The organism is Pseudomonas sp. HP_08 (assembly GCF_055284095.1).
Map to the genome: position 1 here is coordinate 141,209 of NZ_JBTOQC010000007.1, position 14,024 is coordinate 155,232.

Consider the following 14,024-nt stretch of genomic DNA (forward strand, 5'->3'; position numbering starts at 1 on the left):
TGAACGTGGCAAATGCCGGACGAAAGGTCCGGCTTCACAACTCAACTAATCGAATCGGCACGCACATTGGCAGTGCCTCAAGCCAGCAGCCTCTGTAGGCGATGCCGATGCACCGTGTAGGAGCGCACAACGCCGATGTCCGGCGCAAAACGGGGTGCTTTTGTTCTCCTACTTTGCGCTATACTGCGCGGCCTTTGGCCGGCCCGACCGGTCATTTTTCGTACAACAAGCCACGCCGGTAGCCCTGCGTGGCTTGTTGTTTTTAGACGCGCCTGCGGGCGCCCGATGAAGAGGCACGACGATGAGTGCACTGGTTGGCGTGATCATGGGCTCCAAGTCCGATTGGTCCACCCTTAGCCACACCGCCGATATGCTGGAAAAGCTCGGCATTCCTTTCGAAGTCAAGGTGGTGTCTGCGCACCGCACGCCCGACTTGCTGTTCCAGTACGCCGAAGAGGCGGAGGGCCGTGGCATCGAAGTGATCATCGCCGGTGCCGGTGGCGCCGCTCACCTGCCAGGCATGTGCGCTGCCAAGACGCACCTGCCGGTGCTGGGCGTGCCGGTGCAGTCTTCCATGCTCTCGGGTGTCGATTCGCTGCTGTCGATCGTGCAGATGCCGGCCGGTATTCCGGTGGCAACCCTGGCCATCGGCCGGGCCGGTGCCATCAACGCCGCCCTGCTGTCGGCCAGCATCCTGGGCGCCAAGCACCCGCAGTTCCATGCCGCGCTCAAGCAGTTCCGTACCGAGCAGACAGAAACCGTCCTGGACAATCCGGACCCGCGCAACGCCTGAGGTTTTTCCATGAAAATCGGTGTTATCGGTGGCGGCCAGCTGGGCCGCATGTTGGCGCTGGCGGGCACTCCGCTGGGGATGAACTTCGCGTTTCTCGATCCTGCGCCGGATGCGTGTGCGGCGTCTTTGGGCGAGCACTTGCGTGCCGATTACGGCGATCTGGATCACCTGCGCCAGCTGGCCGACGAAGTCGACCTGGTAACGTTCGAGTTCGAAAGCGTGCCGGCTGAAACCGTGGCCTTCCTGTCGCAGTTCGTGCCTGTCTATCCGAGTGCCGAGTCGCTGCGCATCGCGCGTGACCGCTGGTTCGAGAAGAGCATGTTCAAGGACCTGGGCATCCCGACGCCTGAGTTCGCCGACATCCAGTCGCAGGCCGACCTCGACGCTGCCGTGGCCCGTATCGGCCTGCCGGCGGTGCTCAAGACCCGCACCCTGGGCTATGACGGCAAGGGCCAGAAGGTCCTGCGCAGCCAGGCCGATGTGACCGGCACCTTTGCCGAGCTGGGCAGCGTGCCGTGCCTGCTGGAAGGTTTTGTGCCGTTCAGCGGCGAAGTGTCGCTGATCGCCGTGCGCGGTCGTGATGGTGAAGCGCGCTTCTATCCGCTGGTACACAACACCCACGACAACGGTATCTTGCGCCTGTCGATCGCCAGCACCGATCATCCGCTGCAAGCGCTGGCCCAGGATTACGCAGGCCGGGTGCTCAAGCAGCTCGATTACGTTGGCGTGCTGGCGTTCGAGTTCTTCGAGGTCGACGGTGGCCTGAAAGCCAACGAAATCGCGCCACGGGTGCATAACTCCGGGCACTGGACCACCGAAGGCGCCGAGTGCAGCCAGTTCGAGAACCACCTGCGCGCCGTGGCCGGCCTGCCGCTGGGCTCCACCGCCAAGGTGGGCGAGAGCGCGATGATCAACTTCATCGGCGAAGTGCCGGCAGTCGAAGCGGTGCTGGCGGTGGACGATTGCCACCTGCACCACTACGGCAAGGCATTCAAGGCCGGTCGCAAAGTCGGCCATGCCACTGTGCGCAGCGCTGACCTGACGATTCTGGATCGTCAGGTCAAACAGGTTCAGGCACTGGTCAAGTCCTGATCCCCGTCGGTCGTTCCCCGGAACCATCTGCCTCCCCCATCCTCAGATAGCGGTAAGCCAACGCCGTTATCCGGGGTTGGCGTGTGCAACTCATGAAGAGGGAAAACGCTATGGGGATTATCGGGACTATTGTTATCGGCTTGATCGTGGGCCTGCTGGCGCGCTTTCTGAAGCCGGGCGATGACAGCATGGGCTGGATCATGACCATCGTGCTGGGTATTGCAGGCTCTCTGGCGGCCACTTACGGCGGCCAGGCTTTGGGCATCTACCGGGCGGGCGAGGGCGCAGGCTTTTTCGGCGCGCTGGTCGGCGCGATCATTTTGTTGGTGATCTACGGTTTCATTAAAAAGAAATCATGAAACCAGGCGTCCCGGCCCTCTGCTTCGGTGATGCAGAGGGCTAGAATGCGCGGCTTTCCATCCTTCTGCCGAGCCCTTCATGCGCCGCTTCCTGTTGCTGCCCCTGCTGCTGGTATCCACACTGGCCTGCGCCGAACTCCCTGAAACCGACTGGCTGGAACTGATGCCGGCATCGGATCAGCGCGCGCTCGAAGCGATGCCGGAAATCGAGCATGACTCGCCGGAAAATCAGGGCACTTTCGACAGCAAGGGCGGGCTCAAGCAGAGCAAGGGCTTGCCGGCGGTGATGTATTCGGCCAAGACCGTGGCGGCCATGAACGGCAAGACCATCCGTCTGGGCGGTTATCCGGTGCCACTGGAAACCGACGCCAAAGGCCACAGCACGCTGTTTTTCCTGGTGCCTTACCCTGGCGCCTGCATTCACGTGCCGCCACCGCCGCCCAATCAACTGGTGCTGGTGCGCTACCCCAAAGGCCTGAAGCTGGACGACATCTACACGCCGTTGTGGGTCGTTGGCACCCTCAAGGTCGAGAAGATCAGTAACGATATGGCCGATGCCGCCTATGCCATGGACGCTTCGAAGGTCCGGGTCGTGGTCGACTCGGACCTTTAGACGGTTTAGAGCGCTTCACTCCACAGGCTGACGCTCAGGACATGCATTTCGTCCGGCGCCAGTGTCACCACGTCGCTCATCACATTCGCGGTTTCAACGCACAGCATGCGCTGCCAGCCATCGTCGGCCATGTCGGGCAGTGCCTTGGCGCGGGCCTCCCATGGATTCCAGACCACTGCCGAATTCGAGCCGCTGGTCTGAATCAGGATGCGCCGGTTGAAGCCCGGGTCGTTGATGGCCAGTACATTCGGGGTGTCGAGATAGATGCGGTCGGTTTCGCCGGCAAAGGTCAGGTCGCCCGATTGCTCGCGCTCTTCCCAGTTGTCGAGGGTTTCGATGTAGTGCAGGCCGTCCACGCCTTGCAGGCTGACCTGGCGTACATCGCTGACCCTGAAGTAGGTGTGCAGCGCCTGGCTGAGGGTGACGGTTTCAGTGCCGCTGTTGTAGCTGACCAGGCTGACGCTCAGCGCCTGGTCCAGGCGGATGCTGAGTTTCAGGGCGACGTTGTGCGGCCAGCCGGGCAACTGGCCCTCCGCCTGCGGCAGAATGAATTCGATCAGCAAGGCATCGCCATCTTCGCCGATACCCAGCAGTTGCCAGTCCAGGATGCGCACTTCACCGTGGGCGTTGGCGGGTTCTGCGCTGTTGCGCATGGCCTGCACGCTGTCGGGATTGCGCGCCAGATTACCGAACCATGGCCAGCACACCGGGATGCCGGCGCGGATTGGCGTGCCGTGCTTGAACACCGCACCATCGTTGAGCCAGACCAGCGGCTCCTGGCCGTCGACCTGGTAACTGAGAATGTGCGCGCCTTGCTGGGCGACCAGCAGTTCGGCGGCGCCATGGCGGATGCGCCAGCAGTTCAGCTCATCGAAAGTAACGGATTCAACCTGGGGCGTCGGCATGGGAAGCTCTCTCAAGGGCAATAAAGCCATTGAGTTTAGCGCCAACTGCTGCCGCTGTGACCGCTGATCGCTATCAGCGCCGGGGCACCGAGCGCGTGCGGCCGTTGACGTCGATGGCCACGAAGACGAAAGCGGCCTCGGTCACCTTGCGCCATTCGCTGGTCAGCGGGTCGTCGCTCCAGACTTCGACCTGCATCTTGATCGAGGTGCGGCCCACTTCCAGGGTGCGGGTGTAAAAGGTCAGCTGTTCGCCAACCGCCACCGGTACCAGGAATGCCATACGGTCGATGGCCACGGTCGCTACCCGGCCGCCGGCAATCTTGCTGGCCATCGCCGTGCCTGCCAGGTCCATCTGCGACACCAGCCAGCCACCATAGATATCGCCGAAACCGTTGGTTTCACGTGGCAATGCAGTGATTTGCAACGCCAGGTCGCCCTGCGGGGTTGGATCTTCTTGTTCAAGCTCGATCATGCCTGGGGTGCCTCTGACCCATGACTCTCATAAGTTGCTAAAGGGAAATTCTGCCAAAACCACGTCCCAGACACGTTTTGGCGCAATGTCCCCAGCGTGCGGGGAGTATATCGGTCGTTACCCTGTGCGACGACCGCTGAGTCCTGATTTGTAACAGCCATCTCTCGTTACAATGAGTTTTTTGCAACATTTTGCTATCTTGCTGCACCCGTACCGGTAACAAGACTACTCGTACAGGCAATTTTGATGCCCATCCGCACCGATTGCCCCGGACTTTCGCTTCTGCGCGCCACCGCATCGCAGTCAGCGTTGCCGTCGCTTGCCCCTCATAGATAGAAAGTACCCGAGAGAAGCCTTGTCATGTCCTCTGTAACTCCGAATTCCGCGCCGCCATCGCGCCCCTTGACCCGCAGCGACTATAAGACCCTGTCGCTGTCAGCCCTCGGTGGTGCCCTGGAATTCTACGATTTCATCATTTTCGTATTCTTTGCTGCCGTCGTCGGCAAGCTGTTCTTCCCGCCCGACATGCCCGAGTGGCTGCGCCTGATGCAGACCTTCGGCATTTTTGCCGCCGGTTATCTGGCAAGGCCGCTGGGCGGCATCGTGATGGCGCACTTCGGCGACCTGCTGGGCCGCAAGAAGATGTTCACCCTGAGCATCATCATGATGGCCGTGCCGACGCTGATCATGGGCTTGCTGCCCACTTATGCACAGATCGGCCTCTGGGCGCCGATGCTGCTGCTGTTGATGCGCGTGATTCAAGGTGCCGCCATCGGCGGTGAAGTGCCGGGTGCCTGGGTGTTCGTTGCCGAGCACGTACCGGCCCGTCATGTGGGTTACGCCTGCGGCACGCTGACCGCCGGCCTGACGGCGGGCATCCTGCTCGGTTCGCTGGTCGCGACCTTGATCAACAGCATTTACTCCGCCACCGAGGTCTCGGACTACGCCTGGCGGATTCCGTTCCTGCTGGGCGGTGTTTTCGGCCTGATGGGCGTCTATCTGCGCCGTATGCTCCACGAAACCCCGGTGTTCGCCGAGTTGCAGCAGCGCAAGGCGCTGGCTGCCGAGGTGCCGCTCAAGACCGTATTGCGCGAGCACCGTGGTTCGGTGGCGCTGTCGATGCTGCTGACCTGGCTGCTGTCGGCGGGCATCGTCGTGGTCATCCTGATGACCCCGACTTTCCTGCAGACCGGCTACGGCTTCCCGGCCGCCACAGCGCTGAAGGCCAACAGCCTGGCCATCGTCTTTCTGAGCATCGGTTGCGTGGTGGCCGGCATGCTGGCTGACCGCTTCGGTGCGGGCTGGGTATTCATCATCGGCAGCACCGGCCTGCTGGTCAGCTCCTGGACGTTCTATCACTTGCTGAGCGCGCATCCCGAGTTGCTGTTCCCGCTGTATGCGGTGACCGGCGCCTTTGTCGGCACCATTGGCGCGGTGCCGTATGTGATGGTCAAGGCCTTCCCGCCGGTGGTGCGTTTCTCGGGTCTGTCGTTCTCTTACAACCTGGCGTATGCGATTTTCGGCGGCCTGACTCCGATGATCGTGACCTTGCTGGTCAAGCAGAGTCCGATGGGGCCTTCGTGGTATGTCGCGGCCCTCAGCGTGCTGGGCATCGGGCTCGGCGTCTTCCTGCTGGCCAGGAAGCGCTGATCGACCCGACGCTGCACCTGTAGGGCATTTCTGAAAAAGGCCGTCATCTGTCAAGGTGGTGGCCTTTTTCATCTTATTGTCATAATCAGTTCATACAGTAGTCATCCGCCCTATAAGCAGGGCGTGATTGGTGGGCACTTGCCGGGAGCGCGGGGCATGACACTCAAGCATTGCATCGCGGCCTTATCGTTCGCAGCGGTCTTCGCGAGCACCACTCAAGCGGTGGCGGCCGTGGATCCTTCGATTGCGCCGTATGCCCGTATCAGTGGTGTTTCCGGGACGCTTTCGAGCATCGGCTCCGACACCCTGGCCAACCTGATGACCCTGTGGGCCGAGGCCTACAAGCGTGAATACCCGGGCGTAAATATTCAGATTCAGGCCGCAGGCTCTTCCACGGCACCGCCGGCGCTGGCCGAAGGCACGGCGAGCCTTGGGCCGATGAGCCGCAGAATGAAAGATGGCGAGGTCGCCGCCTTCGAGCAGAAGTACGGCTACAAGCCGACGGCGGTGCCGGTGGCGGTCGATGCGCTGGCAGTGTTCGTGCACAAGGACAACCCGATCAAGGGGCTGACCCTGCAGCAGGTCGATGCGATTTTCTCGGCCACCCGCCTGTGCGGCGCCAAGGGCGAAGCGTTGCGCTGGGGCGATGTCGGCGTGACGGGTAACCTGGCCGGCAAGCAGATCCAGCTGTTCGGGCGCAATTCGGTGTCTGGCACCTACGGTTACTTCAAGGAAGAAGCGCTGTGTAAAGGCGACTTCAGGGCCAGCGTCAACGAGCAGCCGGGTTCGGCTTCGGTGGTCAGCGCCATCAGCAGTTCGCTCAATGGCATTGGTTATTCGGGTATCGGCTACAGGACCTCCAGCGTCAAGCCGGTCGCACTGGCCCGTGAGGCGGGTGGCGACTTTGTCGAAGAGACCGAGGCCAATACGCTTAATGGCAGCTACCCGCTGTCGCGCTTTCTGTATGTCTATGTCAACAAGGCACCGAACAAGCCTCTGGCGCCGCTGGAAGCCGAGTTTTTGAAGCTGATCCTGTCTCGACAGGGCCAGGAAGTGGTGATCAAGGATGGTTACATTCCGCTGCCTGAACGCGTGGTGGTAAAGGCACTGGCCGATCTTGGCCTGCAAGCACCTGGCAGCCGCTAAGGTGAAGCAGGTCAGGCGTTGCCGGGTAAATAACGGCATGTTGCTGTCAAAATTCTGCAATCTTTCTGTCATGCAGCGCGCAGGCGCAAAGAACCCGTCGAACAGGATCAGATGAATCGTAGTTCAGCTCCCGAAGGCATTGACTTCAATACCCCCGCGATGCAGCGCAAGCGCCGCCTGCGGGCGCTCAAGGACCGTCTGACCGGCTGGTATGTCGCCGTCGGCGGCCTTGCCGTGCTGGCCGCCATTACCCTGATCTTCTTCTATCTGGCCTGGGTGGTCGCGCCGTTGTTCAAGGGCGCCAGCCTGGAGCTGGCCAAGCCCTTGCAGCCGGCCTGGCTGAAGGATGCCGGGCAGCCGCTGATGATCAGCATCGAGGAGCAGAACCAGGTCGGCATGCGCGTTTCCGACCTGGGCCAGGTGATATTTTTCGATGCGGCCGACGGCACCGAGTTGAAACGGGTCGACCTGCCGCTGCCGCCGGGAGTGAGCGTCACCTCGTTCGGCAAGGACCAGCCGGGCACGCCGCTGATTGCGGTGGGGCTGTCCAATGGTCAGGTGCTGGTGTTTCGCCACGCTTACCAGATCACCTATCCCGATAACCAGAAGCTGATTACCCCGGCCATTGCCTGGCCCTATGGCGAGGCGCCGTTTGTACTGGACGAGCAGGGCCAGGCCATCACTCATGTCACGGTCAGCGTCAATGGCAACCACCTGCGCCTGGCCGGCTCCAGCGGCACGCAGTTGCATGTGCAGGCGCTGGAGATGGGCGAGAACCCGCTGACCGGCGAGGTCACCCGCGAGCAAAGCCGCATCGAGCTGCCGCAGTTGTCTGCCGAGGTCAAAGCGCTGTACATCGACCCGCGCCAGCAATGGCTATACGTGATCAACGGTCGGGCCCAGGCCGATGTGTTCAGCCTGCTCGATCGCACCCTCAATGGCCGCTACAAACTGCTGGAAAACGCCAACGCCGAGATCACCGCCAGCACCCAGTTGACCGGCGGCGTGTCGTTGCTGTTCGGTGACTCCAGGGGCGGGATCAGCCAGTGGTTCATGGCCCGCGACACCGACGAAGAGCCGCGCTTCATGCGCATCCGCGATTTCCATCTGGATGCCGCACCGATCGTGCAGATCAGGGCCGAGCAGCGCCGCAAGGGCTTTGTCGCCCTGGACAGCAGCGGCCGGCTTGGGGTGTTTCACAGCACCGCGCAGCGCACGTTGCTGATCGAAAAAGTGCTCGACAGCGCAGGCCTGGCCACCTTGTCGCCCCGCGCCAACCGCGTGCTGATCGAAGCCGGCGGCATGCTGCAACCAATCACGATCGACAACCCGCACCCGGAAATCTCCTGGAGCGCGCTGTGGGACAAGGTCTGGTACGAAGGCTATGACGAACCCCGGCATGTCTGGCAATCGACCGCTTCCAACAGCGACTACGAACCCAAGCTGAGCCTGGCGCCGCTGACCTACGGCACGCTCAAGGCGGCCTTTTATGCCATGTTGCTGGCCGCACCGCTGGCCATTGCGGCGGCGATCTACACCGCCTATTTCATGGCGCCGGGCATGCGCCGCAAGGTCAAGCCGGTCATCGAGCTGATGGAAGCCATGCCGACGGTGATCCTCGGCTTCTTCGCCGGGCTGTTTCTGGCGCCGTATCTTGAGGCGCATTTGCCCGGCATCTTCAGCCTGTTGCTGCTGACACCGCTGGGCATTCTGCTGGCGGGCTTCTTGTGGCACCGGCTGCCGGACGCCCTGCGCCTGCGGGTGCCCGAGGGCTGGGAAAGTGCCTTGCTGATTCCGGTGGTGCTGTTGGTGGGCTGGGGCTCGCTGGCGGTCAGTCCACACTTGGAAGGCTGGCTGTTCGGCGGTGACATGAGCGCCTGGCTCAACGATGAACTGGGCATTACCTACGATCAGCGCAATGCGCTGGTGGTCGGCCTGGCCATGGGGTTTGCGGTGATCCCGACGATCTATTCGATTGCCGAAGACGCCATTTTCAGCGTACCTCGCAGCCTGAGCCTCGGTTCGCTGGCGCTGGGCGCAACGCCCTGGCAAACCCTGACCCGTGTGGTGCTGCTGACCGCCAGCCCCGGCCTGTTTTCGGCGCTGATGATCGGCATGGGCCGGGCGGTGGGCGAAACCATGATCGTGCTGATGGCCACCGGCAATACACCGATTATGAACATGAACCTGTTCGAGGGGATGCGCACCCTGGCGGCCAACGTCGCCGTGGAGATGCCGGAGTCGGAAGTGGGCGGCAGTCATTATCGCGTGCTGTTTCTGGCGGCGCTTGTGCTGTTGATATTCACGTTCGTGATGAACACCCTTGCGGAACTGATTCGTCAGCGCCTGCGCAAGAAATACTCGTCGCTTTGAGGGAGCCAGGACTCACGTGAACCGGATCTATCACAAGGGCGCCTTGAAGGCCCCTGCCAAAGGCTCGCTCAAAGGCTGGATCAAAAGCGGCGCACCGGGCGTGTGGATGAGTGCGGGCGCGGTGTCCATCGCCGTCATCCTGACCATCGGCCTGCTGGCGTTGCTGGCCGTGCGCGGGCTGGGGCATTTCTGGCCGGCCGATCTGGTGCGCGCGCAGTACAGCGTGCCGGGCCAGGCGCCGCAGGTGCTGATCGGTGAGCGGGTCGAGGACGAGCAGGTGCCGCGCGCGCGCGTGCTGGGGGCTGGCGTGCCGGTGGCGGCCGAAGGATCACCGTTCATGACCCGCGAGCTGTTCAAGGTCGGCAACCGCGACCTGACCCGCAGCGACTTCACCTGGGTGGTCAGCGAATGGCTGACCCAGCGCGCAGAGCCGCCGGAGCTGATGACCCTGGAGCGTCGCGAATGGGGCAACTTCTATGGCTATCTGGTCAACGTCAAGGAAAGTGGCCGGGTGCTGGCCAACGGTGAGGCGGCCTGGCCCGAGCTGCGCGCCCGCCTGCAGCGTGTGCAGGGGCTGAACACCGAGCTGCACCGTCTGGAAAAGAAAGACATCGTCGCCATCAACAACGGTTTCGAGCGCTTGCGCCTGCAAAGCCGGCAACTGGAGATCGACGGCGGTCTGGATGCCGTCGCTCAGGCTGACATGGCTGTCGAGCGCGCTGCACTGCAAGCCCGCTACAGTGATGCCGAGACGCGCTTGGCCGAACTGCGCCAGGCCATTTCACGCGACAGCCTGACCGTGCGCGATGGCGAGGGCCGGCAGATCGAGATCGACCTCGGCAAGGTGGTGCATGCCTACCAGCCCAACGCCATGGGCGTGGCGGCCAAGCTGGGCTTCTATTTCCAGAAGCTCTGGGAGTTTCTCAGCGACGACCCGCGTGAGGCCAACACCGAGGGCGGTATTTTTCCGGCTATTTTCGGCACGGTGATGATGACCCTGATCATGGCGGTGATCGTCACCCCGTTCGGCGTGCTGGCAGCGGTGTACCTCAGCGAATATGCCCGTCAGGGCGTGGTGACCCGGTTGATTCGCATCGCGGTGAACAACCTGGCCGGTGTACCGGCTATCGTCTATGGCGTGTTCGGCCTGGGCTTTTTTGTCTATGTGCTGGGCGGTTCGCTGGACCGGCTGTTTTTCCCCGAAGCCTTGCCGGCGCCGACCTTTGGCACGCCGGGCCTGCTGTGGGCCTCGTTGACCCTGGCGCTGCTGGCGGTGCCGGTGGTGATCGTCTCGACTGAAGAGGGGCTGGCGCGTATTCCGCTGAGCCTGCGCGAAGGCTCGCTGGCGCTGGGCGCAACCAAGGCCGAGACGCTGTGGAAGATTGTCTTGCCGATGGCCAGCCCGGCAATCATGACCGGCCTGATTCTGGCCGTGGCCCGCGCCGCCGGCGAGGTGGCGCCGCTGATGCTGGTGGGTGTGGTCAAGATGGCGCCGGCGCTGCCGGTGGACGGCAATTACCCGTACCTGCATCTGGACCAGAAGATCATGCACCTGGGCTTTCATATTTATGACGTCGGTTTCCAGAGCCCGAATGTCGAGGCGGCAAGGCCCCTGGTGTACGCCACCGCGCTGTTGCTGGTACTGGTGATTGCCTTGCTCAACCTGTCGGCGGTCGCCATCCGCAATCATTTGCGTGAGAAGTACAAGGCGCTGGATAACTGACCCCATGAACCCAATCGTTCCATCAGGAGCCATGCATGCAGCACGATAGCCGAAACCGGGGCGCCACGCTCAACGCCCTTGGGCGCAGCAGGGACGGCTCGCCCCTGGCCCCCGAGGCCGTCGCGTTCGAGGTGGCGGGCCTGAATCTGTTCTATGGTGAAAAACAGGCCTTGTTCGACATCGGCCTGGATATCCCGCGGCAGAAAGTCACCTCGTTCATCGGCCCGTCCGGGTGTGGCAAATCAACCTTGTTGCGCACCTTCAACCGCATGAACGACCTGGTCGACGGTTGCCGGGTGCAGGGCGAGATCAAGCTGTACGGGCACAACATCTATAGCAAGGGCGAGGAAGTCGCCGAGCTGCGCCGGCGCGTGGGCATGGTGTTCCAGAAGCCCAACCCGTTTCCCAAGACGGTCTATGAAAACGTGGTGTATGGCCTGCGCATCCAGGGCATCAACAAGAAGCGCATGCTCGACGAGGCGGTCGAGTGGGCCTTGAAGGGCGCCGCGCTGTGGGATGAGGTCAAGGACCGCCTGCATGAGTCGGCGCTGGGGCTGTCCGGTGGCCAGCAGCAGCGTCTGGTCATCGCCCGCACCATCGCGGTCGAGCCCGAGGTGCTGCTGCTCGACGAGCCGTGTTCGGCACTGGACCCGATTTCGACCCTGAAAGTCGAAGAGCTGATCTACGAACTGAAATCCAAATACACCATTGTGATCGTGACTCACAACATGCAGCAGGCGGCGCGGGTCTCGGACTACACCGCGTTCATGCACATGGGCAAACTCGTCGAATTCGGTGATACCGACACGTTGTTCACCAATCCGGCAAAAAAACACACAGAAGATTACATCACTGGTCGCTATGGCTAGGGCCAGGGGTTGTCAGGCCTGAGCTACCGCTGCGATTTCGCATCAACCGGACGTTTCAAGGACACCCAGCATGATCCACAAAGACAGCCTCACCCATCACATCTCTCAACAGTTCAACGCCGAACTCGAAGACGTGCGCAGCCACCTGCTCGAAATGGGCGGCCTGGTCGAGAAGCAGGTCAACGATGCCGTGACCGCGCTGATCGAAGCCGACTCGGGCCTGGCCCAGCGCGTTCGCGAGGTCGATGAGCGCATCAACCAGATGGAGCGCAATATCGACGAAGAATGCCTGCGCATTCTGGCCCGTCGCCAGCCGGCAGCTTCCGACCTGCGTCTGATCATCAGCATTTCCAAGTCGGTGATCGACCTTGAGCGCATCGGTGACGAAGCGACCAAGATTGCCCGTCGCGCCATCCAGTTGTGCGAAGAAGGCGAAGCGCCGCGTGGCTATGTGGAAGTGCGCCATATCGGTGACCAGGTGCGCAACATGGTGCGCGACGCACTGGACTCGTTTGCCCGCTTCGACCCGGAGCTGGCGCTGTCGGTCGCGCAGTACGACAAGACCATCGACCGTGAGTACAAGACCGCGCTGCGCGAGCTGGCGACCTACATGATGGAAGATCCACGTTCGATTTCGCGGGTGCTCAACGTGATCTGGGTGCTGCGTTCGCTGGAGCGGATCGGCGACCATGCGCGCAATATCTCGGAACTGGTGATTTACCTGGTGCGCGGTACAGACGTGCGGCACCTGGGCCTCAAGCGCATGCGTGAAGAAGTGCAGGGCCATTCCAGCGAAAGTCCTCATGTTCCTGACGTAACTGACGATAAATAAGATTGCCTGCCCTGAACGCCCAGCACGCGCTGGGCGTTTTGCATTGTGGGTATTACTATCTGCCGTCGGCATCAGGTGCCGGCTTTGTGCCTCGTCGCACCCCGTTCGATGAGTGTTGTAGAAAACCCGATACCAAGGGTTCAGTCATTCAATGTGGCCGTTGGCCATGCGTCAACGGTATGCTTGCCGGAACAGGGGCGTGCTGGCATACCGCAGTTCACCCGACAGGTGAATACGTCCGCAGGAGCGTCGATGAGTAAAGTCAGTGTATTGGTCGTGGATGACGCGACCTTCATTCGTGATCTGGTGAGAAAAGGGCTGCGCAATTATTTTCCGGGTATTCACACCGATGAAGCCGTAAACGGCCGCAAGGCCCAGTTGATGCTGAGTCGCGAGTCTTTCGACCTGATTCTGTGCGACTGGGAAATGCCGGAGATGTCGGGCCTTGAGCTGCTGACTTGGTGCCGTCAGCAGGAAAATCACCTCAAGACCGTGCCGTTCATCATGGTGACCAGCCGTGGCGACAAGGAAAACGTCGTGCAGGCGATCCAGGCCGGTGTCTCGGACTTCATTGGCAAGCCGTTCACCAACGAGCAACTGCTCGGCAAGGTCAAGAAAGCGTTGGTCAAGGCCGGCAAGCTTGAGGCGGTGATGTCCACGGGGCCGGTGCGCGCCAGTTCGCCGCTGAACGACTCGCTCAATGCCCTGACCGGCGGGCGCGCCGAGGTGGTTCGCCCGGCAGCAGCGCCAGCCGCCAACAGTGCAGCGCCGGTCGGCAGCCAGAGCCTCAATGGCCGCAGCCAGGCCCAGTTGCGCCTGCCCAGCGGTAACCAGACGTGCGTGATCAAGAGCCTGACCCTCAAGGAAGGCCAACTGGTGATTCGCCGCAGCGACAAGCTGCCGCAAATCCTGGAAAGCGCAGTGCTGGACCTGGAACAGGGCGAAAGCAATGAAGTGGCACGCCTGAACGGCTATGTTCACGCCATCATGGCCCATGAACCCAAGCCGGACAGCGAGTGGCTGCAAGTGACCTTCCGCTTCGTCGACCAGGACACGCAAAAGCTCGACTACCTGTCGCGCCTGATTGCGCGTGGCACCAGCCACAAGCAGTTCATCCCCGGCGCCTGATGCCGGCTGCTGCATAAACGTGCGCTGACCTTTCCTACGTCATGAATCCGGCCTGTCCGATTGCACAGG

The 14,024-nt window shown here is 62.0% G+C and carries 13 protein-coding genes; 11 read left to right on the forward strand and 2 right to left on the reverse strand.

The annotated features are described in order from the left end of the window. Window positions 1-301 precede the first annotated feature (301 nt). From purE to ACYAS9_RS08590, 4 genes are all read left to right on the forward strand, one after another. Window positions 302-793 carry a 5-(carboxyamino)imidazole ribonucleotide mutase gene (purE, locus tag ACYAS9_RS08575; RefSeq protein ID WP_459745786.1) on the forward strand — a complete coding sequence of 164 codons (492 nt, stop codon included), beginning with the start codon at window positions 302-304 and terminating at the stop codon, window positions 791-793. 9 nt (window positions 794-802) lie between these two features. Further along, the gene (locus tag ACYAS9_RS08580; RefSeq protein WP_463567878.1) at window positions 803-1,885 is read left to right on the forward strand and encodes a 5-(carboxyamino)imidazole ribonucleotide synthase; all 1,083 of its coding nucleotides are present in this window, start codon (window positions 803-805) and stop codon (window positions 1,883-1,885) included. Window positions 1,886-1,995: 110 nt separating this feature from the next. Then, the gene (locus tag ACYAS9_RS08585; RefSeq protein ID WP_463567879.1) at window positions 1,996-2,244 is read left to right on the forward strand and encodes a GlsB/YeaQ/YmgE family stress response membrane protein; all 249 of its coding nucleotides are present in this window, start codon (window positions 1,996-1,998) and stop codon (window positions 2,242-2,244) included. A gap of 79 nt (window positions 2,245-2,323) precedes the next feature. Beyond that, window positions 2,324-2,857 (forward strand): DUF3299 domain-containing protein, encoded by a 534-nt coding sequence (locus ACYAS9_RS08590; protein WP_463567880.1) that lies wholly within the window; start codon window positions 2,324-2,326, stop codon window positions 2,855-2,857. Window positions 2,858-2,862: 5 nt separating this feature from the next. Here the strand turns inward: ACYAS9_RS08590 and ACYAS9_RS08595 are convergent, their stop codons facing one another. Then, window positions 2,863-3,762, reverse strand: coding sequence for a D-hexose-6-phosphate mutarotase (locus ACYAS9_RS08595; RefSeq protein WP_463567881.1), 900 nt, complete (start codon window positions 3,760-3,762; stop codon window positions 2,863-2,865). A gap of 73 nt (window positions 3,763-3,835) precedes the next feature. Then, window positions 3,836-4,234, reverse strand: a complete 399-nt coding sequence (locus tag ACYAS9_RS08600) for an acyl-CoA thioesterase (RefSeq protein ID WP_459745774.1) — start codon at window positions 4,232-4,234, stop codon at window positions 3,836-3,838. A 360-nt stretch (window positions 4,235-4,594) separates the two neighbouring features. Here ACYAS9_RS08600 and ACYAS9_RS08605 point away from each other — a divergent pair, with 360 nt between their 5' ends. The 7 genes from ACYAS9_RS08605 (at window position 4,595) to ACYAS9_RS08635 (ending at window position 13,955) form a co-directional block, all read left to right on the forward strand. Next, complete coding sequence (locus ACYAS9_RS08605) at window positions 4,595-5,884, forward strand: MFS transporter (RefSeq protein WP_463567882.1); 1,290 nt, start codon at window positions 4,595-4,597, stop codon at window positions 5,882-5,884. A 156-nt stretch (window positions 5,885-6,040) separates the two neighbouring features. Beyond that, window positions 6,041-7,030, forward strand: coding sequence for a phosphate ABC transporter substrate-binding protein PstS family protein (locus ACYAS9_RS08610; protein WP_463567883.1), 990 nt, complete (start codon window positions 6,041-6,043; stop codon window positions 7,028-7,030). Between the two features lie 111 nt (window positions 7,031-7,141). Beyond that, entirely contained in the window at window positions 7,142-9,403 is a 2,262-nt protein-coding gene (locus tag ACYAS9_RS08615) for an ABC transporter permease subunit (RefSeq protein ID WP_463567884.1), read from the forward strand. 106 nt (window positions 9,404-9,509) lie between these two features. Continuing rightward, complete coding sequence (gene pstA, locus ACYAS9_RS08620; protein ID WP_463567908.1) at window positions 9,510-11,126, forward strand: phosphate ABC transporter permease PstA; 1,617 nt, start codon at window positions 9,510-9,512, stop codon at window positions 11,124-11,126. A gap of 35 nt (window positions 11,127-11,161) precedes the next feature. Continuing rightward, window positions 11,162-11,995, forward strand: coding sequence for a phosphate ABC transporter ATP-binding protein PstB (pstB, locus tag ACYAS9_RS08625; RefSeq protein WP_463567885.1), 834 nt, complete (start codon window positions 11,162-11,164; stop codon window positions 11,993-11,995). A 70-nt stretch (window positions 11,996-12,065) separates the two neighbouring features. After that, the gene (gene phoU / locus ACYAS9_RS08630; protein ID WP_463567886.1) at window positions 12,066-12,827 is read left to right on the forward strand and encodes a phosphate signaling complex protein PhoU; all 762 of its coding nucleotides are present in this window, start codon (window positions 12,066-12,068) and stop codon (window positions 12,825-12,827) included. Between the two features lie 252 nt (window positions 12,828-13,079). Beyond that, entirely contained in the window at window positions 13,080-13,955 is an 876-nt protein-coding gene (locus ACYAS9_RS08635; RefSeq protein WP_463567887.1) for a response regulator, read from the forward strand. Window positions 13,956-14,024 lie beyond the last annotated feature (69 nt).

What these genes read in the sequence shown, in the direction of transcription:
- purE (WP_459745786.1), top strand. Translation starts at nt 302, where the DNA reads ATGAGTGCACTGGTTGGCGTGATCATGGGCTCCAAGTCCGATTGGTCC.
- pstA (WP_463567908.1), top strand. Translation starts at nt 9,510, where the DNA reads ATGAGTGCGGGCGCGGTGTCCATCGCCGTCATCCTGACCATCGGCCTG.
- ACYAS9_RS08610 (WP_463567883.1), top strand. Translation starts at nt 6,041, where the DNA reads ATGACACTCAAGCATTGCATCGCGGCCTTATCGTTCGCAGCGGTCTTC.
- ACYAS9_RS08600 (WP_459745774.1), bottom strand. Translation starts at nt 4,234, where the DNA reads ATGATCGAGCTTGAACAAGAAGATCCAACCCCGCAGGGCGACCTGGCG.
- phoU (WP_463567886.1), top strand. Translation starts at nt 12,066, where the DNA reads ATGATCCACAAAGACAGCCTCACCCATCACATCTCTCAACAGTTCAAC.
- ACYAS9_RS08590 (WP_463567880.1), top strand. Translation starts at nt 2,324, where the DNA reads ATGCGCCGCTTCCTGTTGCTGCCCCTGCTGCTGGTATCCACACTGGCC.
- ACYAS9_RS08580 (WP_463567878.1), top strand. Translation starts at nt 803, where the DNA reads ATGAAAATCGGTGTTATCGGTGGCGGCCAGCTGGGCCGCATGTTGGCG.
- ACYAS9_RS08635 (WP_463567887.1), top strand. Translation starts at nt 13,080, where the DNA reads ATGAGTAAAGTCAGTGTATTGGTCGTGGATGACGCGACCTTCATTCGT.
- ACYAS9_RS08605 (WP_463567882.1), top strand. Translation starts at nt 4,595, where the DNA reads ATGTCCTCTGTAACTCCGAATTCCGCGCCGCCATCGCGCCCCTTGACC.
- pstB (WP_463567885.1), top strand. Translation starts at nt 11,162, where the DNA reads ATGCAGCACGATAGCCGAAACCGGGGCGCCACGCTCAACGCCCTTGGG.
- ACYAS9_RS08615 (WP_463567884.1), top strand. Translation starts at nt 7,142, where the DNA reads ATGAATCGTAGTTCAGCTCCCGAAGGCATTGACTTCAATACCCCCGCG.
- ACYAS9_RS08595 (WP_463567881.1), bottom strand. Translation starts at nt 3,762, where the DNA reads ATGCCGACGCCCCAGGTTGAATCCGTTACTTTCGATGAGCTGAACTGC.
- ACYAS9_RS08585 (WP_463567879.1), top strand. Translation starts at nt 1,996, where the DNA reads ATGGGGATTATCGGGACTATTGTTATCGGCTTGATCGTGGGCCTGCTG.